Genomic DNA, 26430 nt, shown 5'->3' with positions numbered 1-26430 from the left:
TACCGAATGGTACATGTACCGCATGGTACAGAAAGTGGATGTGCGGGCGCGCAGCGCGGCGCCGCCGGAGGCGGTGTACCGGCTGGCCGCGGACAGCTCCACCTGGCCCGACTGGTCACCGGTCGTGCGCTGGGAGCGGGAACGCGAGGGCGACGCGCGTGGAGTCGGCGAGATCCGGGTATTCCACAACAAAGGCCGCAAGGTCCTCACGAGGGAGGAGATCGTCGAACTGACGCCGAACCGGCGGGTGGGCTACGTGCTGCTGTCGGGCCTCGCGATCCACGACTACCGGGCGTCCATCGAGCTCGCGCCGGACGGCGGTGGGACGGTGATCCGCTGGTGCTCGTCGTTCGAACCCGACGTCCGCGGCACGGGGTGGCTCTACCGGCTGGTCCTGCGCGCCGTGATCCGCCGGTACGCCGAGGGGTTGGCCGCGTTCGCCGCGCGGCCGCACTGAGGTTTTCCGCACCCGATCGTGCGGCCGGCTTCATGGTGGGCACGGCGGCGCGTTCGTAACGTGGACAACATGGACATCGTCTCGTGGGTCACCGACCTGATGGAAACGCTCGGCGCACCGGGCGCCGGGCTGGCCATCGCGCTGGAGAACCTCTTCCCGCCGCTGCCCAGCGAACTGTTCCTGCCGCTGGCGGGGTTCACCGCGAGCCAGGGTCGGATGGGCCTCGTCGCCGCGATCCTGTGGACCACCGCGGGTTCGGTGGTGGGCGCGCTGCTGCTGTACTACCTGGGCGCCGCGCTGGGCCGCGACCGCATCCGCCGCATCGCGGGCAGGATGCCGCTGATGAAGGCGTCCGACGTGGACAGGTCCGAGCAGTGGTTCAACCGGCACGGCAAGGCCACCGTGTTCTTCGGCCGGATGGTGCCGGTCTTCCGCAGTCTCATCTCCATCCCGGCGGGCGTGGAGCGGATGCCGATCCTCCAGTTCACCCTGCTCACCGCGGCGGGCAGCCTGATCTGGAACACCGCCCTGATCCTCGCGGGCTACCTGCTCGGCGCGAACTACCACCTCGTCGACCAGTACCTGGGCGTCGTGTCGAAGGTCGTGCTCGGCCTCGTGGTGATCGCCGTCGTCTGGTTCGTCGTGTCCCGGGTGGTGCAGCAGAAGAAGGATCACGCGCGCAAGTAGCGCAGCACGGCCAGCACCCGGCGGCTGTAACCGCCGTCGGCGGACAGCCCCAGCTTGTCGAAGATCGAGTTGATGTGCTTCTCCACCGCGCTGCGCGACACGTGCAGCCGATCCGCGATCGCGTTGTTCGTGTGCCCCTCGGCCATGTGCGCCAGCACGTCCCGCTCCCGCGCGGTCAGCACGTCCAGCGGGCTCGTCGTGCGGGCCAGCAGCCGGCGCACCACCTCCGGGTCGAACGCGGCGCCGCCCGCGCCCACCCGGCTCAGCGCGTCGAGGAACTCCTCCACCTGGACCACGCGGTCCTTCAGCAGGTAGCCCACGCCGTCGGCGTGCCCGGTGAGCAGGTCGACGGCGTAGCGCTGCTCGACGTACTGCGACAGCACCAGCACGCCGACGCCCGGGAACCGCTCGCGGACCTCCAGCGCGGCCTTCAGGCCCTCGTCGGTGTTCGTCGGGGGCATCCGCACGTCGGTCACCACGACGTCCGGCCGGTGCGCGGCCACCGCGTCGAGCAGCGCCCGCGCGTCGCCGACGGCGGCGAGCACCTCGTGCCCCTCCTCGACCAGGAGGCGCACCAGGCCCTCGCGCAGCAGCGTCGAGTCCTCGGCCAGGATCACGCGCACGGGATGCCCGCCCTGATCTCGGTGGGACCGCCGGCCGGGCTGGTCACGGTGAACTCGCCGTCCAGCGCCAGCACCCGTCGGGACAGGCCGGCCAGCCCGCCGCCCGCGGGGTCCGCTCCTCCGACACCGTCGTCGACGACCCGCACGCGCACCACGCCGCCGCCCTCGTCGATGTCCACGTCGATCATCGTCGCACCCGAGTGCTTGGCCGCGTTCGTCACCGCCTCGCACACCACGAAGTACACCGCGGTCTCCACCTGCGGCGCGGCGGTCAGCGCGGGGCAGCTGATCCGCACCGGGATGACCGAGCGGTCCGCCACCGCCTCCAGCGCCTCGACCAGGCCCAGCGAGTCCAGCGCCGACGGGTAGACCCGCCAGGCCACCTCGCGCAGGTCCTCCAGCACGTGCCGGGACTCCTCGTGCGCCTGGGCGAGCAGCTCGGCGGCGTGCTCGGGCTTGCGGCGGGCGCGGCCGAGCAGCATGCCCAGCGCGACGAGCCGCTGCTGGACGCCGTCGTGCAGGTCCCGCTCGATGCGGCGGCGCTCGGCGTCCACCGCCGCGACGATGCCCGCCCGGCTGGTGGCCAGCTCGTCGATGCGGCGGCGCAGCAGCTCGGCCTCGCTCGGCCCGAGGAACCGGTGCGCGACCCTCTCCTCCAGCGCGGCGACGCCGATGATCCCCTGCACCTCGATGTAGAGCAGGACCACGCCGACCAGGGCCGTCCACAGGTACTCGACCCAGTCGTCGTCGGCGTTCAGCTCGGGACCCGTGGCGCCCGCGACCAGCCGGTACGCGATCACCCCGACCATCGCCAGGCCGTAGTAGAGCCACGCCAGCACGACCCCGCCGAACAGGCCGACGAGCCAGCGCACCGCGAGGTACCGGACCGCCCGCTCCTGCGTCGGCTCGGCGGTGTCCAGGTCCAGCGCCCACGCGAGACGTCGGCGTTCCGCTCGCGCCACCGGGCGGGCCCACTTCCGGGCGAACGCCACGACCAGCACGTTCACACCCGCGGTGAGGAATCCGAGTGACAACCCGACGACCACGCGCAACGCCCTGTGCACCTCTATCAGGCTATAAGACCCGATCGTGCTATTGGCCGGAACGCGCGGGTCCACCGAGGATTCGTAGTCGTGGGCGGAATAGCGGTCATCGGTGCTGGTCAGGCGGGTCTCGTATTAGCCGCGGCGTTGCTGCGGGCGGGCAGGCGGGTGACCATCCACTCCGACCGGACCGCGGACGAACTCCTCGCCGACCGGGGCCGGCCCACCGCCTGCCTGTTCGGCGACCAGGTCGAGTACGAGGCCGAACTGGGACTCGACTTCCACCCCGAGGCGTACCGGATGCGCCGCATCCACCTCGACCTGTTCACCGGGACCGGCGGGGTGGCGTTCTCCGTGGACGCGCCGCTGCGCAAACCCGCGCTGGCCGTGGACCAGCGGCTGAAGTTCGCCGAGGGGCTCGCCGAGCTGGCCCGGCGCGGCGCGGAGGTGGTGGTCGGCGAGGTGACCGTCGCGGACCTCGACCGGCTGGCGGCGGCGCACGACCTGGTGGTGGTGACCGCCGGGTGCCGGTCGCTGACCGGGCTGTTCGAGCGCGACCCGGCGCGGTGCGCGCACTCCCGGGCGCAGCGCAGGCTGTTCATGGTCAACGTCCACGGCTACGACATGGAGGCCCGCCCCGAGCACCGCGGGGGCGTGTTCTCGTTCCTGCCGGGCACCGTGGAGGTGTTCTGGGTGCCGTTCCACGACAAGGACGTGGGCGAGTCGCGCAGCGTCGTGCTGGAGGCCGCGCCCGGCGGACCGGCGGACCGGTTCCGCGGCGTCACGACGGCCGACGAGGGCGTGGACGTGCTCAAGGGCCTGGTGGACGACCTGCTGCCGCACGAGTCGGCGTTCCTGCGGCCCGCGCGGGCGACCAGCCCGGTGGCGTGGATCGAGGGCGAGGTCGTGCCGGTGGTGCGCCGGCCGGTGGCCGTGCTGCCGTCCGGGCGGCACGTGCTGGGCCTCGGCGACGCGGTCGTGCTCAACGACCCGCTGACCGGGCAGGGCGCGAACAACGCGACCCGGATGGCCCGCTTCTTCGCCGAGCGGCTGACCGCGTTCGACGGGCCCTACACCGCGACGTGGCTGACCGACCGGTTCGACGAGTGGTGGGAGCGCGGCCGGTTCACGAGCGACTTCACCAACGGCCTGCTGGCGCCGCTGCGGGACTTCCAGCGGGACGTGCTGCTCGCGGCGTCGCGGCGGGAGGGCATCGGGGAGCAGCTGTTCGAGGGGTTCAACGACCCGTCGTCGCTGTTCCCGTGGTTCTTCGAGGAGGAGGCGGCGCGCGACTTCCTGGCGCGGTGCGACGTGGGCAGGCTCGACGTGCTGCGCTACAAGCTGGGCGTGGGCCTGCGGGTCGCCGGGCAGAAGCTCGGCGGGTGGCGGTCCGGCCAGGCGGTCAGGCGGCCCGCCGCGCGGACAGCAGGTCCCTGATCTCGCGGGCGGCGACCCGGCCCGCGCGGGACGCGCCGATCGTGCTGGCCGACGGGCCGTAGCCGACGAGGTGCACGCGGGGGTCGGCGACGACGCGGGTGCCGTCCAGCACGACGCCGCCGCCGGGCGCGCGCAGCCGCAGCGGCGCGAGGTGGTCGAGGGCGGCGCGGAAACCGGTGGCCCACAGGATCGCGTCGGCGCGCTCGGACCGGCCGTCCGGCCACACCACGCCGTCCTCCGTGATCCGGGCGAACAGCGGCCTGCGGGCCAGCACGCCGGTGCGCAGCCCCTCGCGGACGGCCGGGGTGAGGCTCAGGCCGGTCACGCTGACCACGCTGCGCGGCGGCAGGCCGCGGCGGACGCGCTCCTCGACCCTCGCCACGGCGGCGCGGCCGATCTCGGGGCCGAACGGCTCGTCGGAGAACTCGGGCTCGCGGCGGGTCACCCACGTCGTGGTGCCGCCGTGCGCGGCGATCTCCAGCAGTTGCTGCACCGCGGACGTGCCGCCGCCGACGACGATGACGTGCTCGCCGGCGAACTCCCCCGGCCCGGGGTACCGCGAGGAGTGCAGCTGCCTTCCCCGGAACAGCTCCTGGCCGGGGTAGCGGGGCACGAACGGGCGCGTCCACGTGCCGGTGGCGTTGACCAGGGTGTCGGCGGTGAAGGTGCCCCGGTCGGTCTCGACGTCGAGCGGGCCGCGCCGGTCGCCGGGGACGTGGTCGCGGACGGCGCGCACCCGGACCGGGCGGAGCACGTCCAGGCCCTCGCGGCGTTCGAACTCGGCGAAGTAGGCGGGCAGCGCCTCGTTGGCGGGCGCGTCCGGGTCGGGTTCGGCGAAGGGCGTCCCCGGCAGGTCGTGGATCGCGTGCACGGTGGCCATGCGCAACGTCGGCCAGCGGTGCCGCCACGCGCCGCCGGGTCCGTCCTCGGCGTCCAGGACGAGGTGGTCCAGGCCGGCCCGCCCGAGGAAGTGGGCGGTGGACAAGCCCGCCTGACCTGCGCCGATGACCACCACGTCCATGTCCTGGTCAACGCCCCCGACGCCGGGGCGCTTCCCGCCGGCGCGGTCGCGACGGTCACACCGGACGGCGGAAGACATCCGGCGCCCCGGGCGTTGTCCACGGGCATGAGCCGACTCCGCGACGTGCCGCTGTCCGCACTCGACCTGGCCACGATCACCACGGGGACGGACGCGCGCACGGCCCTCGCGCACACCCGTGAGCTGGCCCGACTCGTCGAGCGGCTCGGCTTCACCCGGTTCTGGCTCGCCGAGCACCACAACATGCCGGGCATCGCCAGCTCCTCCCCCGCGATCCTCATCGGCCACGTCGCCGACGCCACCACGACGCTGCGGGTCGGCTCCGGCGGCGTGATGCTGCCCAACCACCCGCCGCTGGTCGTGGCCGAGCAGTTCGGCACGCTCTCCGCCCTGCACCCCGGTCGCATCGACCTCGGCATCGGCCGCGCGCCGGGCACCGACCAGCGCACCGCGCAGGCGCTGCGCCGCACCACCGGCCCGCTGTCGGTGGACGACTTCCCGCAGCAGCTGGCCGAGCTGAACGGGTACTTCGACGGCACCGAGCAGCTGCTGGCCGTGCCCGCGCAGGGCAACAAGCCGGACGTGTTCCTGCTCGGGTCGAGCGGGTACAGCGCGCAGGTCGCGGGCCTGCTCGGGCTGCCGTTCGCGTTCGCCCACCACTTCAGCGCCGAGAACACGCTGCCCGCCCTGGCCCTGTACCGCGAGCGGTTCCGGCCGTCCGCGCGGCTGTCCGAGCCGTACGCGCTGGTGTGCGCCTCGGTGCTGGTCGCCGACACCGACGAGCGGGCGCGGTACCTCGCCCAGCCCGGCGCCCTGTCGTTCCTCCGGCTGCGCAGCGGCCGGCCCGGGCCGATGGCCACCAACGAGGAGGCCGACGCCTACCCGTACACCGACGTGGAGCGGCTGATCGTGGAGGACCGGATGGCCTCGCAGGTCATCGGGTCGCCCTCGACCGTGGAGGCGGGGCTGGAGGCGCTGCTCGCCGACACCGCCGCCGACGAGCTGATGGTGACCACGATGGTCGCCGAGCAGTCCGACCGGCTCCGGTCCTACGAACTCCTCGCCCAGATCGCCCAACGTTCATCCGAACGAGTGAAGACCGAAGTAGAGGTGTAGCGGTTCGCCACCGGACCGCGATGATCGGTATGAGCGCGCACGCCCCCCGACGCGCTCGTCAACTCCCGGGCGGTCCGCCGTTCGGGGTTTCGGCCGCCGCCGACCCGCGTGGGTGCCGCCCGCTGTGGCGCCGCCCACGCGGGCAGCCGCGCGTCATCACGGCTTGGCCACAGGCAGGCACCAGGTGCGCTTCAAGGCCCTGGATCGGCCCCCGCTCCCCCCTCCTCCCCGCCATGGTGGTGGCTGGACGCAATCAGCCCACCGCCGGGGCAGGAAGGGGAGGTTCGTGGAGATCGCCAGACTGGCCGCCGGCGCGTGCCTCGTCCTCGCCCTGACCGGGTGCGCCGACCACACCGGGCTGCCCGCCGTCGAGCCACCGTCCGAAGTGGCCGCGCAGGACTCGTCCGCCACCTCGGCGCACACCGCGTTCGGCGCGCAGCGGGTGTGGGCCAACGGCATGGCCGTCACCGTGTCGCCGCCCTCGTCGCTGAAGCCGAGCGACACCTCGTTCCCGAAGTCGCCGCGCACCGCCGTGTTCACCCTGACCCTGGTCAACGGCACCACCGTGCCGTACCGCACGAACCAGCTCGTCGTGCGCGCCTCCGTCAACGGCGAGCAGGTCGCCGAGGTGCGCGACTCCGTGCAGGGACTGGGCGGCGTGGCCGCCGCGGTCCCCGAGGTCGCGGCCGGCGGCGAGACCGTGCTGACCGTGGCGTTCGCCGTGCCCGAGCACCCCGTGCCCATCCGGGTCGCGGTCGAGCCGAACGGTGCGGGGCAGGAGCCGAGCGCGGTGTTCGAGGGCACCGGCTGACCGCGCGGCGGCTCTTGTAGCGTCTGTGCGATGACCGAGCAGAAGCGCCTGTCACCCGGCGACCAGGCCCCGGCGTTCACCCTGCCCGACAGCACGGGCAAGCCCGTCTCGCTGTCCGACCACCTCGGCCGATCCGTGGTCGTGTACTTCTACCCGGCCGCGAGCACACCGGGCTGCACCAAGCAGGCGTGCGACTTCCGCGACAGCATCGGCGACCTGGCCGCGTCCGGCTACGACGTCGTGGGCATCTCCCCCGACAAGCCGGAGAAGCTGGCGAAGTTCGCCGAGGCGGAGGGCCTCAACTTCCCGCTGCTGTCCGACGTCGACCGCGCCGTGCTCACCGAGTGGGGCGCGTACGGGGAGAAGAAGAACTACGGCCGCACGGTGATGGGCGTGATCCGGTCGACGTTCCTGGTCGGTCCGGACGGCAGGGTCGTGAAGGCCCTCTACAACGTGCGGGCGACCGGGCACGTGGCCAAGCTGCTGCGCGAGCTGCCGACCTCCTGACCACCAGGTCGGCGCCCGCGCGACGGACTACCCCCGGGCCGGCTCCCGCAGGTGCGGCAGCAGCAGGCGCAGCGCGCGTCCCCGGTGCGAGAGGGCGTCCTTCTCCTCCGGGGACAGCTCGGCCGACGTCACGTCGTGGCCCTCCGGCACGAAGACCGGGTCGTAGCCGAAGCCGTTGGTCCCGCGCGGCTCGCGGGTGATCGTGCCCCGCCACTCGCCGCGCACCACCGTCTCGACGTCGCCGTTCACGAACGCCGCCGTGCAGACGAACGCCGCGCCGCGCCGCTCGTCCGGGACGTCGCGGAGCTGACCCAGGACGAGCCGCGTGTTGGCCTCGTCGTCGCCGTGCGCACCCGACCAGCGGGCCGACAGGACGCCGGGCATGCCGTTCAGGGCGTCGATGGCGATGCCCGAGTCGTCGGCGACCGACGGCAGGCCGGTGGCGTTGTACGCGTCCCGCGCCTTGGCCAGGGCGTTGCCCTCGAACGTCGGCTCGGTCTCCGGGGCCTCCGGGAACCCGGGCACGTCGTCCAGGCCGACGACCTCGATGCCGTCCAGGCCCTCGGCCAGCAGGATGCGGCGCAGCTCGCCGAGCTTCTTCCCGTTGCGGGACGCCAGCAGCAGCTTCACTTCTTCTTCGCCTTCGGCTCGGGCAGCACGCCGGGGTAGGGCAGGGCCAGCGCCTCGGCCTGCACGCGGTTCAGCTCGGCGCAGCCCGCCAGCGCCAGGTCGAGCATCCGGTCGAGGGTCGAGCGGGCGAACGTGGCGCCCTCGCCGGTGCCCTGCACCTCGATCAGGGTGCCCGCGTCGGTCGCGACGACGTTCATGTCGACCTCGGCGCGCGAGTCCTCCTCGTACGGCAGGTCGAGGCGCACCCGGCCGTCGACCACGCCGACCGACACCGCCGACACGGCGCACGACAGCGGCTGCGGGTCGGCGAGGCGCTTGGCCGCGCCCAGCCACGTGACGGCGTCGACCAGGGCCACGTACGCGCCGGTGATCGCCGCGGTGCGGGTCCCGCCGTCGGCCTGGATCACGTCGCAGTCGATGACGATGGTGTTCTCGCCCAGCGCGGCCAGGTCGATGCACGCGCGCAGGGAACGCCCGATCAGGCGACTGATCTCGTGCGTGCGTCCCCCGATCCGGCCCTTCACCGACTCGCGGTCGCTGCGGGTGTGCGTCGCAGACGGCAGCATCGCGTACTCGGCGGTCACCCAGCCCAGGCCCGAGCCGGACCGCCACCGCGGCACGCCCTCGGTCACGCTGGCCGCGCACAGCACGCGGGTGTTCCCGAACTCGATCAACACCGACCCCGCGGGCCACTGCTGGAAGCCGCGGGTGATCCGGATGTCGCGCAGCGCGTCGTCGTTCCTGCCATCGGTCCTCAGCACGGCACTACCCTATTGCGCGGAACCCGGGGACAGCCCACCGGCGTAGGGAGAGGCATGGCACTCGCAGACGACCTGGTGACCATCTTCGGTCCACCGGCGCACCCGTTGCTGGTCCACGCGGTGGTGGTGCTGCTGCCGCTGGCCGCCCTGGGCGCGGTCGCGGCCGCCGTCGTGCCGCGGTGGCGGCAGAAGTACTCGTGGCCCCTGGCGGGGGTGACGCTGATGGGCGTGGGCTCGGTGCCGCTGGCCCAGGCCTCCGGCGACCAGCTGTACGCGAGGATGGCCGACCTGGGCAACCCGCAGATCGACCGGCACGCGGAGCTGGGCAACGACCTGCTGCCGTTCGCGCTGGGCTTCGGCGTGGTGGTCGTGGCGCTGCTGGTCGCGGGTCGGCTCGCCGACCGGGAGCGCAGCGCGGCGACGGAGAGCACGACGCCCGTGCCGAGGACGTGGCGGCGGATCGCGGTGGTCGTGAGCGTCCTCGTCATCGCCGCCGGCGTCGCCACCACCGTCCAGGTGGTCCGCATCGGCCACAGCGGCTCCTCCGCCGTCTGGAACGGCGTGGCCACCCCCTGACCCGCGAGGGTCAGGGGAGGTTCAGGGGGGTGGGCGGGGACTGCTTCAGGGTGCGGGTCACGGTGCACAGCTCGTCGACCGCGCGGCGGACCGCGGTCTCCAGGACCGCGCGCTGCGCGTCGTCCAAGGACGAGACGTCGTAGTCGAGGGTGACCGGGACGGCGTCCAGCTGGTGCGCGCCCTCGGGCCGCACGTCGTCGGCGCGCGCCACCAGGTCGCCGTCGACGCGGCGGGTGACCAGCGTCTCCACCGTCACCGCCGCGCAGCCCGCCGCAGCGGCCAGCAGCAGTTCGACGGGCGTGAACGCGCCCTCGGCGCCCTTGCGACCGACGCGCACCGACGCGCCCCGGTCGTTGGTCGCGGTGAACTCGTGCTGGCCGGTGCGGCGGACCTCGACGTTGGACACGGGGGAAAAGCTAGTCGATCCGGTCGGCCGTGGCGTGCGCCACCTTGCGCACGTACTCCAGGTCCCCGCAGTCGTCGTCGATGCGGTCCTGGCGGATCTCCAGGAACTTCTCCCCCAGTTCCGCGCGGCGCTCCTCGGCGACCTGCTCGCGGGCGCCGTTGAGGATGGTGCGCTCCTCCTCGTCGATGTGGTGGTTGAGCGCCTCGACCAGTTCTTCGAGCTTGCCCTCCCACTCCTCGGACTCGGTGTCGGAGATCTCCATCAGGGCGAGCAGGGCCTGGTGCCCCTCGGCGTGCTCCTCGGCGCCGTGGTCGACTTCGTCGTCGTCGACCTCCTTGTAGCGCTTGAGCGCCGGGTACACCTCGCTCTCCTCGGCTTCGGCGTGGGCGATGAGCAACGCGGCCAGCTCGCCGAGCAGCGTCGACCGGTCGGACCCCCGGTCGCGCAGGGCGCGGAACAGTTCCTCGAACCTGCGGTGGTCCGCCAGGATGAGGTCGACGACGTCAGTTGCCATGGCCGCCGATTACCCGGGCCACCGGCTCGTCAACCACGTACTCCGCGCCCGGTGAGACGAGTTCCGCGGGGCCCTCGAACCGGCTGCGCGCCTCGGCCAGCACGGCCTCGCGGTCGGTCCACGGCGCGACGTGCGTGAGCAGCAGCCGGCCCACCCCGGCCGCCGCCGCGAGCGAACCCGCCTGCACGCCGGACAGGTGCCTGCCGGGCGGCCGGTCCCCGGTGTGCGTCCACGTCGCCTCGGACAGCAGCACGTCCGCGTCCTGCGCGAGGAACCGCAACTGGTCGCACGGCCCGGTGTCACCGGTGTACGCGAGGGTGGTCCGCCCGGCGGCGATGCGGAACCCGTAGGACTCGGTGGGGTGCTCGACCCGGACGGCGGTGATCTCGAACGGCCCGACGCGCGTCACGCCGCGGTCGGCGAGGGCGTGGAACTCGAACACGTCCGACAGGTCGGTGGTGAGCAGTTCCTCGGCGGTCTCGGCGTAGGCGCGCGCGAACCTCTCGGGCGCCTCGACCGGCGCGTGCACGGGCAGCTTGCGCGCACGCGTGTCGTGGGGCGGGTGCGTGTGGTAGCGGCGGGTGACGGCCAGGGTGGTGAAGTCGGCGCAGTGGTCCGGGTGCAGGTGGGAGAACAGCAGCGCGTCCAACGAGAACGGGTCGTGGTGCGCCTGGAGCGCCGCGAGCACACCACCGCCCAGTTCGATCGCGAGTCGGCAGCCATCCGCCTCGACGAGGTAGCCGGATGCCGGCCCGTGCGGGCCCGGCAGGCTGCCCGAGCAGCCGAGGATGGTCAACAGCACCCGTGGAGCCTGCCAGGTCACGCGTGGGCGTGGAAGGAGGCGCTTTCCAACCGGGGCAGGAATCGCCGGGCCAGCCGGGCGAACGGTTCGACGGGTCCCGTGCAGGCGAACCGCTGGTCCGGGGGGCCGTCGCGGAACAGGTCGCGCTCGGTGAGCACGCGCACGACGTCCTTCACCGTCTCCTCCGCGCTGGAGACGAGCGTCACGCCGTCGCCCATCACGATCTGGAGCACGCCGGTCAGCAGCGGGTAGTGCGTGCAGCCCAGCACGAGCGTGTCGACCTCGGCCCGCTGGAGCGGTTCCAGGTACGCCTGCGCGAGGCCGAGGACCTGGCGGCCGGAGGTGATCCCGCGCTCCACGAAGTCGACGAACCTCGGGCACGCGGCGGCGGTCACCCGGACGTCGCGCGCGGCGGCGAACGTGTCCTGGTAGGCGCCGGAGGTCACGGTGCCCTGCGTGCCGATCACGCCGACGCGCCCGGTGCGGGTGGTCGCCACGGCGCGGCGCACGGCGGGCAGCACGACCTCGACCACGGGCACGTCGTAGCGCTCGCGGGCGTCGCGCAGGCACGCCGCGGAGGCGGTGTTGCAGGCGATGACGAGCAGCTTCACGCCGTCCTCGACGAGCTGGTCGGCGACGGCGAGGGCGTTGCGGCGCACCTCGGCGATGGGCAGCGGGCCGTAGGGGGCGTGCGCGGTGTCGCCCACGTACCTGATCCGCTCGCCGGGCAGCTGGTCCATGATCGCCCGCGCCACGGTCAGCCCGCCCACGCCGGAGTCGAAGATCCCGATGGACGAGTCGGCTGTGCTCACGCCCCGAGACTAGCCGCGGCCCTCGCGTTCCCGGCCCGGGCGTCCCGCGAGACGCCCCACGCGGCCAGCAGGCCGCCGAGCGCGCCGAACAGGTGCCCCTCCCAGGAGATGCCGGGTTGGCCCGGCAGGACGCCCCACAGCGCCGCGCCGTAGAGGGCGAACACCACGACCGCGAGGAGGATCTGGAGCGGGCTGCGCGCGAACGCGCCGCGCACCAGGAGGAACACCAGGAAGCCGAAGACCAGGCCGGACGCGCCGATGTGGCTGGCGTAGGAGCCGAAGAGCCAGACGCCGAGGCCACTGGTGAGCCAGATGACCGCGGTGACCTGGAAGAACTGCTTGATCCCGCCCGAGGTGGCCAGGAAGCCCAGGACCAGCAGCGGCACCGCGTTGCCGGTCAGGTGCGCCCAGTCGCCGTGCAGGAGCGGGTACCAGAGGATGTTGTCCCACTCGGAGAAGTCGCGCGGGATGACGCCGTCGTCGTCGAGCCGCCCGCCGAGGACGAAGTCCAGTGCCTCGACCACGTAGAGCAGGCCGACGAAGCCGAGCACGACCGCGGCGGAGAGCACGGGGCGCGGCGGCACGACCCGCTTGGACAGCGGCTTGGCCGCCTTGGGCGTGGCGGGGACCGGCGCGGGCGCCGGTGAGGCGAAGGGGCCGGTGGGGTCCACGCGGTCCAGGTTACGCGCGGACCGGGTGGGGTGCGGTGGTTCCGGCGCGACGGTTCCCGCTTCCCGTGTGAGAGCGCTCTTGCGCTCCGTGACGACCCGTAGGCTGTCCCGGTGCCGATCGATGTCGCGGTGAGGACCGAAGCCGCCCTGGGCGAAGCGCCCACGTGGGACCACTCCAGCGGGACCCTGCTGTGGGTGGACGTGCTCGGCAGCGAGGTCCACCGCTACAGCCCCCACAACGGGGACGACGCGGTGCTGGAGGTGCCCCAGCACGTGGGCGCGGCCAAGCCCCGCTCGCGCGGCGGACTGGTGCTCAACCTCCGCGACGGCGTGGCGCTCGTCGACCGCGACGGCACCAAGACGTGGCTCGTGTACTGGGCGCGGGACGGCGTGCGCGGCAACGACGCGGCGATCGACCCGGCGGGTCGGCTGTGGGCGGGCACGATGCGCTACGACGAGGACCCCGGCGGGTGGCTGGCCCGCGTGGAGCCGAGCGGCGACGCGAAGGTCGTGCTCGACGGCGTGGGCGTGAGCAACGGCATCGGCTGGAGCCCGGACGGCTCGCTGATGTACTACGTCGACTCCTCGGAGCGGCGGGTCGACGTGCTGGACTACGACCGCGACACCGGTGAGGCGCGCGACCGCCGCCCGCTCGTCGCCGTGGACCGGGGCGTGCCGGACGGGCTGACCGTGGACGCGTCGGGTGCGGTCTGGGTGGCGCTGTGGGGCGGCTCGGCGGTGCGCCGGTACACCCCGGAGGGGGAGCTGGACGCGGAGGTCGAACTGCCCGTGGGCCAACCCACGGCGTGCTGCTTCGGCGGGCACGACTTCACCGACCTGTACGTGACGACGGCGCGCACCGGGCTGAGCGGGGACGCGCTGAGCGAGCTGGCCGGGTCGGTGCTCGTGCTGCCGGGTGCGGGCGAGGGCCTGCCGTCCCCCGCGTTCGCCGGCTGAGGTGGGGCCGTTCGCCGGCCGGGGTCAGACCTCGTACACCTCGTCCGGCGCGGCGAGCGCCACGGGGCCGGGGAACGCCTCGGCCGCGTCGGCGAGCACGCCCGCGCTGTCCGACCACGGCAGCACGTGGGTGAGCACGAGCCGCCCGACGCCCGCCTCCCGCGCGACCTCGCCCGCCTCGCGCCCGCTCATGTGCAGGTAGTTGGCGCGGCCCGCCTGCGCGCGCCACGCGGCGTCGGCGAGCAGCAGGTCCGCGCCCCGGGCCAGGTCGACCAGTTCCCGGCACGGCACCGTGTCGCCGGTGAAGACCAGCGACGAGCCCTCGTGCGTGAGGCGGAACGCGTACGCCTCGCAGATGTGCTTCGCGGCGGCCACCTCGACGGCCACGTCGCCCACCTCGTAGCGGCCGGGCTTGAGCGGCACGAAGTCGAACGTCGTCCGCAGGTCCAGCCGCGCCAGCTCGGCCCGGTCGGCGGCGTGCGCGGCGGCCAGCCGGGACGGGGCGTGCGAGGGGGCGAACACGGGCAGCCGGTGCTCGCGCACGTCGAACGGCGGCTCCGGGTGCCCCCGGCGGTGGACGGTGAGCGCGCTGAAGTCCGCGCAGTGGTCGAGGTGCAGGTGCGACAGCAGCACGGCGTCGAGGTCGAACGGGTCGCAGTGCCGCGTCAACGCGCCGAACACGCCGCCGCCGAGTTCCAGCACGATGCGGACCCCGCCCGCCGACACCAGGTAGCCGGACGTCGGCAGTCGCGGTCCGGGCGCGCTGCCCGAACACCCGAGCACCGTCAATTGCATGCGCGGAACGATAGCAGCCCGCAGTCGGCAAAAATGCGGAAAGGCGACGCGGCGGAGCTGTCAATATCACTGGCGGATGGGTTCACTCGAATGCATCAACCGGGGGTGCGGGTGTCGGTCGAGATCGAGCGCAAGTTCCTCCTCGGCGCGGAACCCGATTGGCCGTCGGCGGGCGCCGGAGGACTGCGCAGGATCGAGTTCGAACAGGTCTATCTGCGGGTTACCGAAGCGGTCGAGAAGCGGATCAGGCGGCGCGTGGACGGCGGTCGGGTCAGCTACGAGTACGCGAGCCTGACCCCGGCGCGCGGCGGCGAGCGGACCGTCGAGGAGGTCGGGATCGACGGCGTCGAGTACGAACGGCTGAAGGCCGGGCGCGACGTCGCCAGGCACGTCATCCGCAAGACGCGCACCACGTTCGCCTGGGGTGACCACGTGTACGAGGTCGACCACATCACCGACCCGGTGAGCCGCGCGTGCTGGCTGCTGGAGGTGCAGGTCGCCCGGCGGGACGACGAGGTGGCGATTCCGGAATTCCTGCCGGTGGTGCGCGAGGTCACCGGTGAAGCGGCATATCGCAACGCCCACATCGCCCTGGGCTGAACGGACGGCGGCATTCATGGAACTGCGCGACATCGCGGGGTTCGTGACCGACTACCGGTCGGGCAACGACTCCGCCCTGGTCGATTGCCTGCGCCGGGTGGCGGCGCCGGAATTCCTGCGCCCACTGCTCGCGCGCCACGCGGCGGCGGAAGCGCCCGATCGCGCGTACCGACACCCGAACGGCTTCTCGAAGATCGTGCTGTTGGCCGATCCGCAATTCCAGCTGAGGCTGCACGTGTGGCGCCCCGCACCGGAATACCCGGCGGCGACGGAGAACGTCCACGGCCACCGCTGGGACTTCGCCTCGGCGGTCCTCGCGGGCGGCTACCGCTTCCAGGAGTTCGCGCACGACGCGCGGGGCGAGGAGTTCCGCGGCTACCTCTACCACGGCCACGACGGGGGCCGGACGTACTCGATGTCGCCCACCGGCGAGGCGCGGCTGCGGTGCACGTTCGACGCGGAGCTGAGCAGCGGCAGCAGTTACCTGCTGACCGCCGACGTGCTGCACCGCGTGGTGGCCCCGACCGGCGGCACCACGGTCTCCCTGGTCCTCCAGGGGCCGCACCGGGAGATCCCGGTGGAGGTCTACGCCAAGGAGGATCTGGAGGCGGGTGACGCCATCCCGCTCGCCCCGCTGCCGCGCGAGCAGGTCGCGCGGGAGCTGGAGCGGGTGCTGGACCTGGTCGGCGGTTGACGCCGGACCCGACCCGGCGGACCCGACCCGGCGGGCGGGGACCGGCGGGTCGGCTACGGTTCCCGGCTGCGCCGCTCCAGGTCCGCCAGGTGTTCCGACCAGCGGTAGGCGCCGGGCAGCAGCACGGTCACCGGGACGACCTCGTCGACGCCCACGACGACGCGCACGTCGGGCACGAGGTCCGACAGGACCTGGCGGCAGCGCCCGCACGGGGTGATCACGCCGGTGGTGTCGGCGGCGGCGATCGCGTCCAGCTCGTAGACGCCCTCCGCCGCGGCGGCGCCGAGGACGACCAGCTCGGCGCACGGGCCACCCGTGAAGTGGAAGACGTTGAGGCCGGTGAAGACGCGGCCGTCCGGGGCACGGCCCGCGGCGGCCACCGTGTGGTGCCGCCACCTCGTGCGCTCGCGGGCCGCGGCGATGGCGGTGGCCAGCAGGGCGCGGTCGTCGTCGGTCGGCTGCACCGGGCGAGCCTACGAAAGTTTCCGCTCCCCCAGCATCCGACCGAATGGGTGCATGTCCGGTTCTAGCAGCTCACTACGCCATTTGAGATTCGCAACTTCCACGAAACCCGTTGTCAGCACCGACCGGCCGGACACATAGTGCGATGACCTTCACCGTTTCGAGGAGCAACGATGCTCTTGAGAACCCTTCTCGCCGCCGCCGTGCTGGCGGTGGTCCCCGCCACGGCGGTCTCCACAGCGGTGGTCCCCGCCGCGGCGGGGGCCGCTCCCGCGTGCGGCGGGTACGTGGCCCTCACCTACGACGACGGGCCCAGCGCGCAGTTCACCCGTCCCCTGCTGAACGCGCTGCGCTCGGCGGGCGCGCGGGCGACGTTCTTCGACCTGGGGTCGCGCGTGCAGCAGCAGGCGCACCTGGCGCGCGAGACCACGTCGGCGGGCATGTGGATCGCGAACCACTCGTGGTCGCACCCGTACCTGACGAACCTGGGCGCGGCGGCCGTCGCCAAGGAACTCGGTGACACGCAGAACGCGATCCGCAACGCCACCGGCCGGACCCCGACGCTGTTCCGCCCGCCCTACGGCGCGACGAACGCGACCGTGCAGAACGAGGCGCGCAAGCTCGGCCTGACCCAGGTCACCTGGTCGGTCGACTCCCAGGACTGGAACGGCGCGTCGACGGACTCCATCGTCCGCACGGTGACCGCCGCGAACGCGGGGGCGATCGTCCTGATGCACGACGGGTACCAGAGCACGGTCAACGCGGTGCCGCGGATCGTGCAGGGCCTGGCCGCCAAGGGGCTGTGCCCGGGCCGCATCGACGACAACGGACGGGTGGTGGCGCCGTGAGGGCGAAGCTGAGCGCGGTCCTGGCCGCCGTCGCCGCGACCGCGGCGTTCGTGCTGGCCGTCGTCGCGGCACCTCAGGCGTCGGCCGCGACGCTCACCGAGGTCACCGGGTTCGGCGCGAACCCCAGCAACCTCCGCATGCAGATCTACGTGCCGGACCGCACCCAGGCCCGACCGCCCGTGCTGCTGGCCGTGCACTACTGCACCGGCACGGGCCAGGCGTTCTACTCCGGCACGGAGTTCGCCCGGCTCGCCGACCAGTACGGGTTCATCGTGATCTACCCGACGGCGACCCGGTCGGGGGGCTGCTACGACGTGTCCTCGCCGCAGGCCCTGCGCCGCGACGGTGGCAGCGACCCGGTCGGTCTCGCGTCGATGGTCCGGTACGCGCTCCAGCGCTACAACGGCGACGCGTCCCGGGTGTTCGTCACCGGCGTGTCCTCGGGCGCGATGACCACGAACGTCATGCTCGCCAACTACCCGGACGTGTTCGCGGCCGGCGCGGCGTTCGCGGGCGTCCCGGCGAGCTGCTTCGCCACGACCGACGGCTCGTCGTGGAACAGCGCGTGCGCCAACGGGCAGGTCGACAAGACCCCGCAGGAGTGGGGCAACCTGGTGCGCGCCGCCTACCCGGGCTACTCGGGCGCGCGGCCGCGGATGCAGCTGTGGCACGGCACCGCCGACGACACGCTGCGCTACCCGAACTTCACCGAAGAGATCGAGCAGTGGACCAACGTCCACGGCCTGTCGACCACGCCGACGTCCACGGACAGCCCGCAGTCGGGCTGGACCCGCACCCGGTACGGGACGGCGGTCGAGGCGATCTCGTTGCAGGGCACCGGGCACAACGTGCTGGGCTCGGGCATGGCGCTGCGGGCCATCCAGTTCTTCGGCCTGGACCGCAACGACCCCACGACCAGCACGACGACCAGCACCACCACCAGCACGACGACGACCACCACCACGACCACCACCAGCACGACGACCACGACCACGACCCCGCCCGGCGGGGCCTGCCGCGTCACGTACTCGGTCAACGCGTGGAACACCGGCCTCACCGCGAACATCACCATCGCCAACACCGGCGCCACCGCGGTCAACGGCTGGCAGCTGGCCTTCACGCTGCCGAGCGGCCAGACCATCACCGGTGGCTGGAGCGCCACCTACTCGCCCACCAGCGGCGCGGTGACGGCGCGCAACGTCAACTACAACCCGACCATCAACGCCGGCGCGTCGATCGGCATCGGCCTCCAGGCCAACCACAACGGCAACACCGGAAAACCGTCCGCGTTCACCCTCAACGGCGCGGCCTGCACCGTCGCCTGAGCCCGTCCCGGCCCGGGCGCACGACGAAGGGGCCCCCGCCTTGCCCGGCGGGGGCCCCTTCCGCTGTCCGATCAGGCCCAGAGGTGGCCGTCGAGGCGTTCCGCGGCCTCGTCCAACGTGCCCGCGTACGCGCCGGTGGACAGGTACTTCCAGCCCGCGTCGCACACCACGAACGCCACGTCCGCCGGCTCGCCCTTCGCCACCGCCTTCTCCGCCGCGGCCAGCGCCGCGTGCAGGATCGCGCCGGTGGAGATGCCCGCGAAGATGCCCTCCACCTCCAGCAGCTGCCGGGTGCGGCGCAGGGCGTCGTAGGAGCCCACCGAGTAGCGGCCGGTCAGCACCTCGGCGTCGTACAGCTCCGGCACGAACCCCTCGTCGAGGTTGCGCAGGCCGTACACCAGCTCGCCGTACCGCGGCTCGGCCGCGATGACCTGCACGTCCGGCTTGTGCTCGCGCAGGTAGCGGCCGACGCCGACGAGGGTGCCGGTGGTGCCCAGGCCCGCGACGAAGTGCGTGATCGTCGGCAGGTCCTTCAGCAGCTCCGGTCCGGTGCCGTGGTAGTGCGCGCCGGGGTTCGCCGGGTTCCCGTACTGGTAGAGCATCACCCAGTCGGGGTTCTGCGCGGCGAGTTCCTTGGCGGTGGCCACGGCCTGGTTGGAACCGCCGGCGGCGGGCGAGAACACGATCCGCGCGCCGTACGCCTGGAGCAGCTGCTTGCGCTCCGCCGAGGTGTTCTCCGGCATCACGCACACCAGGCCGTAGCCCTTGAGCTTCGCCGCCATGGCCAGGGCGATGCCCGTGTTGCCCGACGTCGGCTCCAGGATCGTGCAGCCCGGCGTGAGCACGCCCGAGCGCTCGGCCTCCTCGATCATCATCAGGACGGGGCGGTCCTTGATCGAGCCGGTCGGGTTCCGGTCCTCCAGCTTCGCCCACAGCCGCACGTCCTTCGACGGCGACAGCCGCGGCAGCCCCACCAGGGGGGTGCCGCCGACCGCGTCGAGCAGGGAGTCGTACCTGGCCACGGGTGGATCAGCCGCCCGCGACGGCGGGCAGGATCGTCACGGTGTCGCCGTCCTTCACGGCGGCCTCCAGGCCACCCGCGAAGCGCACGTCCTCGTCGTTGACGTAGACGTTGACGAACCGGTGGAGCGCGCCCTCCTTGACCAGGCGCTGCTTCAGGCCACCGTGGTTGGTCTCCAGGTCGTCGATGACCTCGGCGAGCGTGGCGCCCGCGGCCTCGACGGACTTCTGCCCACCGGTGTGGGTGCGCAGGATCGTGGGGATGGAGACGGTGACGGCCATGCTGGGACCTCCGAGGAGCGTGGTTCGGTGACGTGCGACGAAGAACGCGCGGCGCGAGCCGCCCTGGTGCTCGCGGGTGCTGCTGGTGCTCAGGGACAGTCGGGCGTGTCGTCGGAGCCGGTGTGCGCGAACATGTACGACTCGACGACCTCGACCGGTTCCTCGGTCACCACGCCGTCCACGATGCGGTAGGAGCGCAGCTCGTGCTGCTCCGGGTCGCGGGTGGAGACCAGGACGTAGTGCGCGTTCGGCTCGGACGCGTAGGAGACGTCCGTGCGCGACGGGTACGCCTCGGTGGAGGTGTGCGAGTGGTACACGACGATCGTCTCTTCGTCGTTGCGCTCCAGCTCGCGGTGCACCCGGAGCTGCTCCATCGAGTCGAAGCGGTAGAACGTGGGCGAGCGCTCGGCGTTGTCCATCGCGATGAACCGCTCGGGGCGGTCGGACCCCTCCGGACCAGCGATGATCCCGCACGCCTCGTCCGGGTGGTCGCGACGGGCGTGCGCCACCATCGCGTCCACGAGGTCACGGCGAATCACCAGCACGTCCCTCATCCTACGTGGTGGCGGAAGGTGTTCCGCCCTGTGGGAAGCGCCGCTACACCGGCTCCTCGGCCAGCCGGCCGCCGCTCGCGGCCACCGCCTCGGGGGACCTGATCAGGGCCTGGTGGGCGCTGAGGGCCCCACCGGTGGCCAGCGCCGCGAGCCCCACCGCCGACACGACCCGCGCGACCAGCCCGAACCCGTGCCCGCGCAGGCGGAACGACGTGAGGTAGCACGCGGTGGCCGTCGCGTTGGCCGCGAGGTGCACGAACGCGGTGCGCCGCTCGGCCCGGCCCAGGGTGCCGTACTCGGCCAGCTCGGTGGCCAGCGCGGCGGGCGCGGTGGCCAGCCCGGCCCCGATGAGCGCGCGGGACGCGGTGCTCCCGCCGGGCGCGAGGTCCAGGGCGGCGGAGGCGGCGTAGAAGCTCATGGGCAGCACCACGACGGCCGGGTGCACCGGCCTGCCCAGGGCGCGCGTGCGCAGGAGGTTCGTCACCTCCTGCCGCCGCAGGGCGGCGGGCACCAGTTCGGCCAGCGCACCGGCCGCCTTGTCCACCGCTGGACTGGTCTCGACCCACCTGAGCAGCTTCTGCACGCCAGACATGGGGGTCGGGTACCCCGCTGTCCCGATGTTGGAACGTGCGCCGGCGGACCGGTCCGCCGGGGGTCAGCCGGCCGTGACCGCGGCCTCCAGCGCCTCGGCGGCCCGGGCGCACAGCACGTCCAGGGGCACCTCGGAGGCGACTCCCGAGGCCACCGCGAACACCGTGGCGGGCACGAGCACCCCGGCCCGCGCGAACCCGTCCCGGGCCGACACGGCCACCCGCCGGCACTCGGCCTGGCTCAGGTCGGCCTCGACCACCACCAACCCCACCGCCGTGTCGCCGACCAGCGCCACGGCCGACGGCCGCTCCTCCCGGGCGGCCTCGCAGGCCGCGCGCCCGTCCCCCGCGGGCAGCCCCAGAGCGGCGGCGGCGGACACGATCGGCACCACCTCGGACGGCGAGGCGCCCACCGGGAACCCCACCTCGCGCGCCGCCAGCCACCCCACGACCTCCTCGGCGGCGGCGAGCCCGCCACCGCACAGCACGACCGCGTGCACGTGCCGCACCAGCGTCGTGGGGTCCAGCAGGTCCAGCTCGCGCGTGCCGACCGGCGCGCCCCGGACGTCGACGCCCGCCACCGCGCCACCCGGCGCGAGCAGCACCACGACGCCGGGCGCCCGGCCGACGAGCATCAGTCCATGACCGCTTCGACCAGGGTCTCCTGGACCCAGGTGAGCCAGTGGTAGACGCCCAGGTGGGGCGAGCGCGGGTCGTCGGGCGGCAGCTCCTCGGGCATGTCCTCCTGCACGTCCAGCGCCGTGCCCAGGGCCAGGCGGACGTCGTTGAGCGCCGACAGCCACGCCTCGGCCTGCTCCAGCCCCAACCGCACCTCGCCGCCGTCCGCCGGGCACGTGTCCAGCACCACGGCGGCCACACCGGTCTTCAGGTCCAGCAGCTCGGGCTCGTGCAGCGAGCGCAGGGCGTTGGCCGAGTCGACGTCCGACGGGTCGGGCGCGTCCGGGTCGAGGCGGTGGAAGTCGGGCAGCAGCCGGCCGAGGATCGGGTCGTCGGGCGGCGTGGAGGGGCCGGTGCGGATGCCGGTCAGCTCGGCCAGCTCGTCCTGCGGCGCCTCGTCGGCGCGGGCGGCGAGCATGTCCTGGATCTGGCTGACCAGGCCGCGCACCACGGCGGCCTCCTGCCGGTCGAACCGGCCGAGGACCTGGTCGCCGGTGCGGCTCCACTTCTTCACGACGAACGCTGCATGGTCGCCCAGAGCCCCGCCGCGTGCAGCTTCGCCACGTCGGCCTCCACCTTGTCCTTGCTCCCGGACGACACGATCGCCCTGCCCTTGTGGTGGACGTCCAGCATCAGCTTCGTCGCGTGGTCGCGGCTGTAGCCGAACAGCTTCTGCAACACGTACGTCACGTAGGACATCAGGTTGACCGGGTCGTTCCAGACCAGGGTCTGCCAGGGGCGGTCCTCGGAGCGGACCTCCTCGGCGGTCGGCTCAACCTGCGTCCGCTCCTGCTCGACGGGCGTGGTCATACCGCCAATGGTGTCATGGTCCGGTCCGTGGCGGAGCCCACAGGTCCGTCTCCGCCGATCGGCTTAGGCTCTGGCCATGTCGACGTCCCTGTTCACCGACCACTACGAGCTGACGATGCTGGCCGCGGCGTTGCGCGACGGCACCGCGGACCGGTCCTGCGTCTTCGAGGTCTTCGCCCGCAGGCTGCCCGAGGGAAGGCGCTACGGCGTGGTCGCGGGCACCGGGAGGCTGCTCGACGCCATCACCTCGTTCACGTTCGGCCCGGACGAGCTGGAGCTGCTGGACCGCACGGGCGTGGTCGACCGCGCGACCCTGGACTGGCTGGCCGACTACCGCTTCACCGGTGACGTCGACGGCTACCCGGAGGGCGAGCTGTACTTCCCGGGTTCGCCGGTCCTGTCCGTGCGCGCCCCGTTCGGGGTGGGCGTGGTGCTGGAGACGCTGGCCCTGTCGATCCTGAACCACGACAGCGCCATCGCCTCGGCCGCCGCCCGGATGGTGGGCGCCGCGAACGGCCGCCGCATGATCGAGATGGGTTCGCGCCGCACGCACGAGGAGGCGGCCGTGTCGTCGGCGCGCGCCGCGTACCTGGCGGGTTTCACCGCGACGTCGAACCTGGAGGCGGCGCGGCGGCACGGCATCCCGACCGCCGGGACGTGCGCGCACGCGTTCACCCTGCTGCACGACACCGAGGAGGAGGCGTTCCGCGCGCAGGTGGACGCGCTGGGCGTCGACACCACGCTGCTGGTCGACACCTACGACATCACCAACGGCATCAGGACGGCCGTCGAGGTGGCCGGGCCGGAGCTGGGCGCGGTGCGGATCGACTCGGGCGACCTGGGCGTGCTGGCGCGGCAGGCGCGGGACCAGCTCGACTCGCTGGGCGCGCGGAAGACCCGGATCGTGGTGTCCGGCGACCTGGACGAGTACGCGATCGCGATGCTGCGGGCCGAGCCGGTGGACGCCTACGGCGTGGGCACGTCGCTGGTCACGGGCTCGGGCGCGCCGACCGCGGGCATGGTCTACAAGCTCGTCGAGGTCGAGGGGCGGCCGGTGGCGAAGCGCAGCTCGCACAAGGAGTCGCGCGGCGGGCGCAAGGACGCGCTGCGGCGGCACAAGGAGACGGGCACCGCGCTGGAGGAGGTCGTGTTCCCGCACGACGAGCGGCCCGAGCCGGGTGACCACGACCGGTTGCTGCCGGTGGCGCTGGTCCGGGAGGGGCGTCGGGTGGAAGGCTTGGACACCCTGGCGGAGAGCCGGGAACGGCTGCGCGCCGCCCTGGTGACCGTGCCGTGGGAGGGCCTGAAGCTGTCCCGCGGTGAGCCCGCGATCCCGACGACGTTCCTCTGAGAGGGGTTGGACATGAGCAAGGCACTGGTCGTGGTGGACGTGCAGAACGACTTCTGCGAGGGCGGGTCGCTGGCGGTGGCGGGCGGCGCGGCGGTGGCGGCGGCGATCTCGGCGCACATCGCGTCCGGGTCGTACGACCACGTGGTGGCGACGCGGGACTACCACGTCGACCCGGGCGACCACTTCAGCGAGACGCCGGACTTCGTGGACTCGTGGCCGGTGCACTGCGTGGCCGGGACGGCGGGCGCGTCGTTCCACCCGGAGCTGGACGTGACGGCGGTGGAGGCGGTGTTCTCCAAGGGCGCGTACGCCGCGGCCTACTCGGGCTTCGAGGGCACGGCGGGCGGCGGCGAGTCGCTGGTGGACTGGCTCCGGGCGCGGGACGTGACCGAGGTGGACGTGGTGGGCATCGCGACGGACCACTGCGTGCGGGCGACGGCCATGGACGCGGCGGCGGCGGGCTTCGGCACGACCGTGCTGCTGGACCTGACGGCGGGCGTGGCCCGGCCGACGGTGGACTCCGCGCTGGCGCGGCTGGGCGAGGCGGGAGTGGCGCTGCGGGGCACGCCGACCGTGGCCTGACCCGGTCCGGGGGTCACCTCGCCGGGTGACCCCCGAAGCCGTGTCACGGGGTGGGCGAGCAGGCTGCCGAGCCGACGACCACGTCGCCGGTCACGCCGGACGCCTCGGTGAAGCGGATGTGCAGCAGGGTGATGGCGATGCTGCCGTCGTTCGGCTCGGGCACGACCGTCTCGCCGAACGTGGCCCGCGCGAGGACGGTGCCGTCGGCCTTGCGCACCTCGTGCACGTGGTTGTTCGGCACCTGCTCGGGCAGGCCCGCGAAGCCGCCGAGGCCGTTCGCGCCCCACCCGGCCTCGGTGGTGCGGTCGGTCGCCGAGCAGGAGGTCTTCCACTCGGCGATCCGCAGGCGCGGGCCGCCGGCGGACACCAGCGCGGACAGCTCGAAGTCCCGGCCGGTCGCCTCGGACGTGGTGGTCGTGCGGTCCGCGGCCGGGTCGACGACGGTGGTGGTGCAGCGGGAGCCGCCCTCCCCGAAGCGGATTCCGGCGCGGGTCACGGGCTCGGACGCGGCGGTGGTGGTGCCGTCCACGGCACAGGCGGCCAGGGGTGCGATCGCGATGCGGGTGCCCGCCTTGGTGAAGTCGGCGGAGCCGGCGGACGCGACGCCCGCCGGGGTGGCCCACGCCGGCGGTGCCGTGAGCAGGCCGAGCGCGAGCGCCGCGGTCAGCGCCCCGACCCGGCGCGCTCGGTAGTGGTTCATGGTGGATGCCCTTCGTCTCGTGCTCGAATGATCGGAGACCGGCCCGGGTGTGCGACGGATCTCGCCCGCACATCACCTGGTCGAGGAAAGTCCGATACCCGGTCGGGTGAGGAATGACCGTGGGTCGCGCACGGGGACGCGGACCGGGAGCGGTGCGGCGGAGAAGTCGTCCGGCAGGCCGACGAGGCGTTCCAGGGCGCCGCGCACGCGGGTCGCCGCGCACCCGTCGCCGAACGGGTTGCGCCCCACCGGCAACCGCAGCCGGGCGCCGAGCACCCAGCCGGCCTCGGCGAGGATGCGGACGGGATCGGTGCCGACGAGCCACGCGGAGCCCGAGTCGACCGCCGACGTCCGCTCGGTCCTGTCGCGCAGCACCAGCACGGGCACCCCGAACGACGGCGCCTCCTCCTGGAGACCGCCGGAGTCGGTGAGCACCAGCGCGGCCCGCCGCAGGGCGCGCACCAGGTCGGAGTGGTCCAGCGGGCCGGTCACCACGATCCGCTCGTGGCCGCCCAGGACGTCCACGACCGCCGAGCGGACGGCCGGGTTCGGGTGGGCGGGCAGCAGCACGCGCACGTCGGGGTGCCGGTCGGCGACGGCCCGCACGGCGCGCAGCACGCGCTCCAGCGGTTCGCCCCACGACTCGCGCCGGTGCGCGGTGACCAGCACGAGCCGCTCGGAGCGCTCGTCGAGGACCTGCTCCAGCAGGGCGAGGCGGGGGTCGCGGGCGGGCAGGTCGGCGGCGGCGGTGCGCTGGACGGCGTCCACGGCGGTGCTGCCGGTGACCACGATCGCGCGGTCGCCCAGCCCTTCGCCGACGAGCGCGGCCGCGGCGTCGTCGGAGGGCGCGAGGTGCAGCGCGGCGAGGCGGGCGATCGCCTGCCGGGCGCCCTCCTCGGGGAACGGCCCGGCGAGGTCGCCGGTGCGCAGGCCGGCGTCCAGGTGCGCGACGGGGACACCGCGCCAGAACGCGGCGAGCGCGCCCGCCAGCGCCGTGGTCGTGCCGCCCTGCACGAGGACGGCGGACGGCTCACGGGTGGTCAGCACCCGGTCCAGCTCGGGCAGCAGGCCGGCCACCAGTTCGGCCTGGCCGCCGGTGGGCCGCGGCACGTCCAGCTCCACGTCGGGGCGCAGGCCGAACGCGCGCAGCGCCTGGTCGACCACGCCGGCGTGCTGTCCGCCGTGGACGATGACGGGCCGCAGCACCGGGTGGTCGGCCAGCGCCAGGGCCACCGGTGCGATCTTCACCGCTTCGGGACGGGTCCCCGCGAGCAGCAGGACTTCCTCCAC

General features: G+C 73.5%; 35 protein-coding genes. 14 read left to right on the top strand and 21 right to left on the bottom strand.

The genetic code is table 11. The features are described from left to right. Positions 1 to 22: 22 nt before the first annotated feature. Together J2S66_RS34460 and J2S66_RS34455 are read left to right on the top strand one after the other, a co-directional pair. A complete protein-coding gene (locus tag J2S66_RS34460; RefSeq protein ID WP_310313218.1) occupies positions 23 to 457 on the top strand; it encodes an SRPBCC family protein in 435 nt (144 codons plus the stop codon). A 69-nt stretch (positions 458 to 526) separates the two neighbouring features. After that, positions 527 to 1144 carry a DedA family protein gene (locus J2S66_RS34455; RefSeq protein WP_310313215.1) on the top strand — a complete coding sequence of 206 codons (618 nt, stop codon included), beginning with the start codon at positions 527 to 529 and terminating at the stop codon, positions 1142 to 1144. Here J2S66_RS34455 and J2S66_RS34450 read toward each other — a convergent pair. Then, a complete protein-coding gene (locus J2S66_RS34450) occupies positions 1129 to 1767 on the bottom strand; it encodes a response regulator transcription factor (protein ID WP_310313211.1) in 639 nt (212 codons plus the stop codon). The genes J2S66_RS34455 and J2S66_RS34450 overlap by 16 nt on opposite strands. Further along, complete coding sequence (locus J2S66_RS34445; RefSeq protein WP_310313209.1) at positions 1758 to 2831, bottom strand: sensor histidine kinase; 1074 nt, start codon at positions 2829 to 2831, stop codon at positions 1758 to 1760. The genes J2S66_RS34450 and J2S66_RS34445 overlap by 10 nt, the downstream gene beginning before the upstream one ends. A 147-nt stretch (positions 2832 to 2978) precedes the next feature. On the opposite strand from J2S66_RS34445, the gene J2S66_RS34440 reads away from it, so the two are divergent. Beyond that, positions 2979 to 4247 carry a styrene monooxygenase/indole monooxygenase family protein gene (locus J2S66_RS34440; protein WP_310313205.1) on the top strand — a complete coding sequence of 423 codons (1269 nt, stop codon included), beginning with the start codon at positions 2979 to 2981 and terminating at the stop codon, positions 4245 to 4247. Here the strand turns inward: J2S66_RS34440 and J2S66_RS34435 are convergent. Further along, positions 4213 to 5268, bottom strand: a complete 1056-nt coding sequence (locus J2S66_RS34435) for an FAD-dependent oxidoreductase (RefSeq protein WP_310313202.1) — start codon at positions 5266 to 5268, stop codon at positions 4213 to 4215. The genes J2S66_RS34440 and J2S66_RS34435 overlap by 35 nt on opposite strands. A 105-nt stretch (positions 5269 to 5373) precedes the next feature. Between J2S66_RS34435 and J2S66_RS34430 the strand changes: the two genes are divergently transcribed. From J2S66_RS34430 to bcp, 3 genes are all read left to right on the top strand, one after another. Next, positions 5374 to 6402, top strand: coding sequence for an LLM class flavin-dependent oxidoreductase (locus J2S66_RS34430; RefSeq protein WP_306748921.1), 1029 nt, complete (start codon positions 5374 to 5376; stop codon positions 6400 to 6402). Positions 6403 to 6688: 286 nt separating this feature from the next. Then, on the top strand, positions 6689 to 7213 hold the full coding sequence (locus J2S66_RS34425; RefSeq protein ID WP_310313196.1) for a hypothetical protein: 525 nt from the start codon (positions 6689 to 6691) through the stop codon (positions 7211 to 7213). A 30-nt stretch (positions 7214 to 7243) separates the two neighbouring features. Beyond that, on the top strand, positions 7244 to 7720 hold the full coding sequence (bcp, locus tag J2S66_RS34420; RefSeq protein WP_310313193.1) for a thioredoxin-dependent thiol peroxidase: 477 nt from the start codon (positions 7244 to 7246) through the stop codon (positions 7718 to 7720). 27 nt (positions 7721 to 7747) lie between these two features. On the opposite strand, the gene rdgB is transcribed toward bcp, so the two are convergent. Both rdgB and rph read right to left on the bottom strand, forming a co-directional pair. Then, positions 7748 to 8350 (bottom strand): RdgB/HAM1 family non-canonical purine NTP pyrophosphatase, encoded by a 603-nt coding sequence (gene rdgB, locus J2S66_RS34415; protein ID WP_310313190.1) that lies wholly within the window; start codon positions 8348 to 8350, stop codon positions 7748 to 7750. Next, on the bottom strand, positions 8347 to 9111 hold the full coding sequence (rph, locus tag J2S66_RS34410) for a ribonuclease PH (RefSeq protein ID WP_310313187.1): 765 nt from the start codon (positions 9109 to 9111) through the stop codon (positions 8347 to 8349). The genes rdgB and rph overlap by 4 nt, the downstream gene beginning before the upstream one ends. A 54-nt stretch (positions 9112 to 9165) precedes the next feature. Between rph and J2S66_RS34405 the strand changes: the two genes are divergently transcribed. Next, positions 9166 to 9687: a DUF2231 domain-containing protein gene (locus J2S66_RS34405; RefSeq protein ID WP_310313184.1), complete on the top strand. Its 522-nt coding sequence runs from the start codon at positions 9166 to 9168 to the stop codon at positions 9685 to 9687. Between the two features lie 10 nt (positions 9688 to 9697). On the opposite strand, the gene J2S66_RS34400 is transcribed toward J2S66_RS34405, so the two are convergent. Genes J2S66_RS34400 through J2S66_RS34380 form a run of 5 tightly spaced genes read right to left on the bottom strand, consistent with a single transcriptional unit; the run spans position 9698 to position 12892 of the window. Continuing rightward, a complete protein-coding gene (locus tag J2S66_RS34400) occupies positions 9698 to 10093 on the bottom strand; it encodes an OsmC family protein (protein WP_310313182.1) in 396 nt (131 codons plus the stop codon). 10 nt (positions 10094 to 10103) lie between these two features. Next, complete coding sequence (locus tag J2S66_RS34395; protein WP_310313179.1) at positions 10104 to 10607, bottom strand: hemerythrin domain-containing protein; 504 nt, start codon at positions 10605 to 10607, stop codon at positions 10104 to 10106. Next, complete coding sequence (locus J2S66_RS34390; RefSeq protein ID WP_310313176.1) at positions 10597 to 11409, bottom strand: MBL fold metallo-hydrolase; 813 nt, start codon at positions 11407 to 11409, stop codon at positions 10597 to 10599. The genes J2S66_RS34395 and J2S66_RS34390 overlap by 11 nt, the downstream gene beginning before the upstream one ends. Before the next feature lie 17 nt (positions 11410 to 11426). Then, entirely contained in the window at positions 11427 to 12221 is a 795-nt protein-coding gene (gene murI / locus J2S66_RS34385; protein ID WP_310313173.1) for a glutamate racemase, read from the bottom strand. Beyond that, the gene (locus J2S66_RS34380; protein WP_374726167.1) at positions 12218 to 12892 is read right to left on the bottom strand and encodes a rhomboid family intramembrane serine protease; all 675 of its coding nucleotides are present in this window, start codon (positions 12890 to 12892) and stop codon (positions 12218 to 12220) included. The genes murI and J2S66_RS34380 overlap by 4 nt, the downstream gene beginning before the upstream one ends. Before the next feature lie 111 nt (positions 12893 to 13003). Here J2S66_RS34380 and J2S66_RS34375 point away from each other — a divergent pair, with 111 nt between their 5' ends. Then, positions 13004 to 13849, top strand: coding sequence for an SMP-30/gluconolactonase/LRE family protein (locus tag J2S66_RS34375; RefSeq protein WP_310313170.1), 846 nt, complete (start codon positions 13004 to 13006; stop codon positions 13847 to 13849). Between the two features lie 24 nt (positions 13850 to 13873). On the opposite strand, the gene J2S66_RS34370 is transcribed toward J2S66_RS34375, so the two are convergent. Beyond that, a complete protein-coding gene (locus J2S66_RS34370) occupies positions 13874 to 14644 on the bottom strand; it encodes an MBL fold metallo-hydrolase (RefSeq protein WP_310313167.1) in 771 nt (256 codons plus the stop codon). Between J2S66_RS34370 and J2S66_RS34365 the strand changes: the two genes are divergently transcribed. After that, a complete protein-coding gene (locus J2S66_RS34365) occupies positions 14639 to 15244 on the top strand; it encodes a hypothetical protein (protein ID WP_310313164.1) in 606 nt (201 codons plus the stop codon). The two genes, J2S66_RS34370 and J2S66_RS34365, sit on opposite strands and share 6 nt — an antisense overlap. Positions 15245 to 15260: 16 nt before the next feature. After that, positions 15261 to 15938 (top strand): hypothetical protein, encoded by a 678-nt coding sequence (locus tag J2S66_RS34360; protein WP_310313161.1) that lies wholly within the window; start codon positions 15261 to 15263, stop codon positions 15936 to 15938. A 53-nt stretch (positions 15939 to 15991) separates the two neighbouring features. On the opposite strand, the gene J2S66_RS34355 is transcribed toward J2S66_RS34360, so the two are convergent. Then, on the bottom strand, positions 15992 to 16402 hold the full coding sequence (locus J2S66_RS34355) for a cytidine deaminase family protein (protein ID WP_310313158.1): 411 nt from the start codon (positions 16400 to 16402) through the stop codon (positions 15992 to 15994). A gap of 171 nt (positions 16403 to 16573) precedes the next feature. Between J2S66_RS34355 and J2S66_RS34350 the strand changes: the two genes are divergently transcribed. Both J2S66_RS34350 and J2S66_RS34345 read left to right on the top strand, forming a co-directional pair. Then, positions 16574 to 17248 (top strand): polysaccharide deacetylase family protein, encoded by a 675-nt coding sequence (locus J2S66_RS34350; RefSeq protein ID WP_310313155.1) that lies wholly within the window; start codon positions 16574 to 16576, stop codon positions 17246 to 17248. Next, the gene (locus tag J2S66_RS34345) at positions 17245 to 18573 is read left to right on the top strand and encodes an extracellular catalytic domain type 1 short-chain-length polyhydroxyalkanoate depolymerase (protein WP_310313152.1); all 1329 of its coding nucleotides are present in this window, start codon (positions 17245 to 17247) and stop codon (positions 18571 to 18573) included. Before J2S66_RS34350 ends, J2S66_RS34345 begins: the two co-directional genes overlap by 4 nt. 71 nt (positions 18574 to 18644) lie before the next feature. Here the strand turns inward: J2S66_RS34345 and J2S66_RS34340 are convergent, their stop codons facing one another. The 7 genes from J2S66_RS34340 to clpS all read right to left on the bottom strand — a co-directional run bounded on the left by J2S66_RS34340 (position 18645) and on the right by clpS (position 22507). Then, a complete protein-coding gene (locus J2S66_RS34340) occupies positions 18645 to 19595 on the bottom strand; it encodes a PLP-dependent cysteine synthase family protein (RefSeq protein WP_310313149.1) in 951 nt (316 codons plus the stop codon). A gap of 7 nt (positions 19596 to 19602) precedes the next feature. Beyond that, a complete protein-coding gene (locus tag J2S66_RS34335) occupies positions 19603 to 19875 on the bottom strand; it encodes a MoaD/ThiS family protein (protein WP_106615251.1) in 273 nt (90 codons plus the stop codon). An 89-nt stretch (positions 19876 to 19964) separates the two neighbouring features. Then, complete coding sequence (locus J2S66_RS34330; protein ID WP_306748892.1) at positions 19965 to 20420, bottom strand: M67 family metallopeptidase; 456 nt, start codon at positions 20418 to 20420, stop codon at positions 19965 to 19967. Positions 20421 to 20472: 52 nt separating this feature from the next. Further along, entirely contained in the window at positions 20473 to 21021 is a 549-nt protein-coding gene (locus tag J2S66_RS34325; RefSeq protein ID WP_310313142.1) for a DUF2231 domain-containing protein, read from the bottom strand. A 63-nt stretch (positions 21022 to 21084) separates the two neighbouring features. Then, positions 21085 to 21654, bottom strand: coding sequence for a peptidase S58, DmpA (locus J2S66_RS34320; protein ID WP_310313139.1), 570 nt, complete (start codon positions 21652 to 21654; stop codon positions 21085 to 21087). Continuing rightward, positions 21654 to 22211, bottom strand: a complete 558-nt coding sequence (locus J2S66_RS34315; protein WP_306748888.1) for a DUF2017 domain-containing protein — start codon at positions 22209 to 22211, stop codon at positions 21654 to 21656. Before J2S66_RS34315 ends, J2S66_RS34320 begins: the two co-directional genes overlap by 1 nt. Then, positions 22208 to 22507, bottom strand: a complete 300-nt coding sequence (gene clpS, locus J2S66_RS34310; RefSeq protein ID WP_306748887.1) for an ATP-dependent Clp protease adapter ClpS — start codon at positions 22505 to 22507, stop codon at positions 22208 to 22210. Before clpS ends, J2S66_RS34315 begins: the two co-directional genes overlap by 4 nt. 76 nt (positions 22508 to 22583) lie before the next feature. Between clpS and J2S66_RS34305 the strand changes: the two genes are divergently transcribed. Together J2S66_RS34305 and J2S66_RS34300 are read left to right on the top strand one after the other, a co-directional pair. Beyond that, positions 22584 to 23858 (top strand): nicotinate phosphoribosyltransferase, encoded by a 1275-nt coding sequence (locus tag J2S66_RS34305; protein ID WP_310313134.1) that lies wholly within the window; start codon positions 22584 to 22586, stop codon positions 23856 to 23858. Between the two features lie 12 nt (positions 23859 to 23870). Then, positions 23871 to 24440, top strand: coding sequence for an isochorismatase family protein (locus J2S66_RS34300; protein WP_310313132.1), 570 nt, complete (start codon positions 23871 to 23873; stop codon positions 24438 to 24440). Positions 24441 to 24483: 43 nt separating this feature from the next. Here the strand turns inward: J2S66_RS34300 and J2S66_RS34295 are convergent, their stop codons facing one another. Together J2S66_RS34295 and wecB are read right to left on the bottom strand one after the other, a co-directional pair. Next, on the bottom strand, positions 24484 to 25140 hold the full coding sequence (locus J2S66_RS34295; RefSeq protein ID WP_310313130.1) for a hypothetical protein: 657 nt from the start codon (positions 25138 to 25140) through the stop codon (positions 24484 to 24486). 72 nt (positions 25141 to 25212) lie between these two features. Then, a complete protein-coding gene (gene wecB / locus J2S66_RS34290; RefSeq protein ID WP_310313127.1) occupies positions 25213 to 26430 on the bottom strand; it encodes a non-hydrolyzing UDP-N-acetylglucosamine 2-epimerase in 1218 nt (405 codons plus the stop codon).

Source organism: Saccharothrix longispora, assembly GCF_031455225.1.
Classification (GTDB): domain Bacteria; phylum Actinomycetota; class Actinomycetes; order Mycobacteriales; family Pseudonocardiaceae; genus Actinosynnema; species Actinosynnema longispora.
The sequence above is the reverse complement of the archived record's forward strand: the minus strand, read 5'-3'. Positions and strand labels throughout refer to the sequence as shown.

Bases quoted from the DNA above. Each gene is read 5' to 3' on its own strand.
- J2S66_RS34460 (WP_310313218.1), top strand. From the start codon at position 23: ATGGTACAGAAAGTGGATGTGCGGGCGCGCAGCGCGGCGCCGCCGGAG.
- J2S66_RS34455 (WP_310313215.1), top strand. From the start codon at position 527: ATGGACATCGTCTCGTGGGTCACCGACCTGATGGAAACGCTCGGCGCA.
- J2S66_RS34435 (WP_310313202.1), bottom strand. From the start codon at position 5,268: ATGGACGTGGTGGTCATCGGCGCAGGTCAGGCGGGCTTGTCCACCGCC.
- J2S66_RS34430 (WP_306748921.1), top strand. From the start codon at position 5,374: ATGAGCCGACTCCGCGACGTGCCGCTGTCCGCACTCGACCTGGCCACG.
- bcp (WP_310313193.1), top strand. From the start codon at position 7,244: ATGACCGAGCAGAAGCGCCTGTCACCCGGCGACCAGGCCCCGGCGTTC.
- J2S66_RS34405 (WP_310313184.1), top strand. From the start codon at position 9,166: ATGGCACTCGCAGACGACCTGGTGACCATCTTCGGTCCACCGGCGCAC.
- J2S66_RS34395 (WP_310313179.1), bottom strand. From the start codon at position 10,607: ATGGCAACTGACGTCGTCGACCTCATCCTGGCGGACCACCGCAGGTTC.
- J2S66_RS34370 (WP_310313167.1), bottom strand. From the start codon at position 14,644: ATGCAATTGACGGTGCTCGGGTGTTCGGGCAGCGCGCCCGGACCGCGA.
- J2S66_RS34360 (WP_310313161.1), top strand. From the start codon at position 15,261: ATGGAACTGCGCGACATCGCGGGGTTCGTGACCGACTACCGGTCGGGC.
- J2S66_RS34350 (WP_310313155.1), top strand. From the start codon at position 16,574: ATGCTCTTGAGAACCCTTCTCGCCGCCGCCGTGCTGGCGGTGGTCCCC.
- J2S66_RS34335 (WP_106615251.1), bottom strand. From the start codon at position 19,875: ATGGCCGTCACCGTCTCCATCCCCACGATCCTGCGCACCCACACCGGT.
- J2S66_RS34325 (WP_310313142.1), bottom strand. From the start codon at position 21,021: ATGTCTGGCGTGCAGAAGCTGCTCAGGTGGGTCGAGACCAGTCCAGCG.
- J2S66_RS34320 (WP_310313139.1), bottom strand. From the start codon at position 21,654: ATGCTCGTCGGCCGGGCGCCCGGCGTCGTGGTGCTGCTCGCGCCGGGT.
- clpS (WP_306748887.1), bottom strand. From the start codon at position 22,507: ATGACCACGCCCGTCGAGCAGGAGCGGACGCAGGTTGAGCCGACCGCC.
- J2S66_RS34305 (WP_310313134.1), top strand. From the start codon at position 22,584: ATGTCGACGTCCCTGTTCACCGACCACTACGAGCTGACGATGCTGGCC.
- J2S66_RS34300 (WP_310313132.1), top strand. From the start codon at position 23,871: ATGAGCAAGGCACTGGTCGTGGTGGACGTGCAGAACGACTTCTGCGAG.
- J2S66_RS34295 (WP_310313130.1), bottom strand. From the start codon at position 25,140: ATGAACCACTACCGAGCGCGCCGGGTCGGGGCGCTGACCGCGGCGCTC.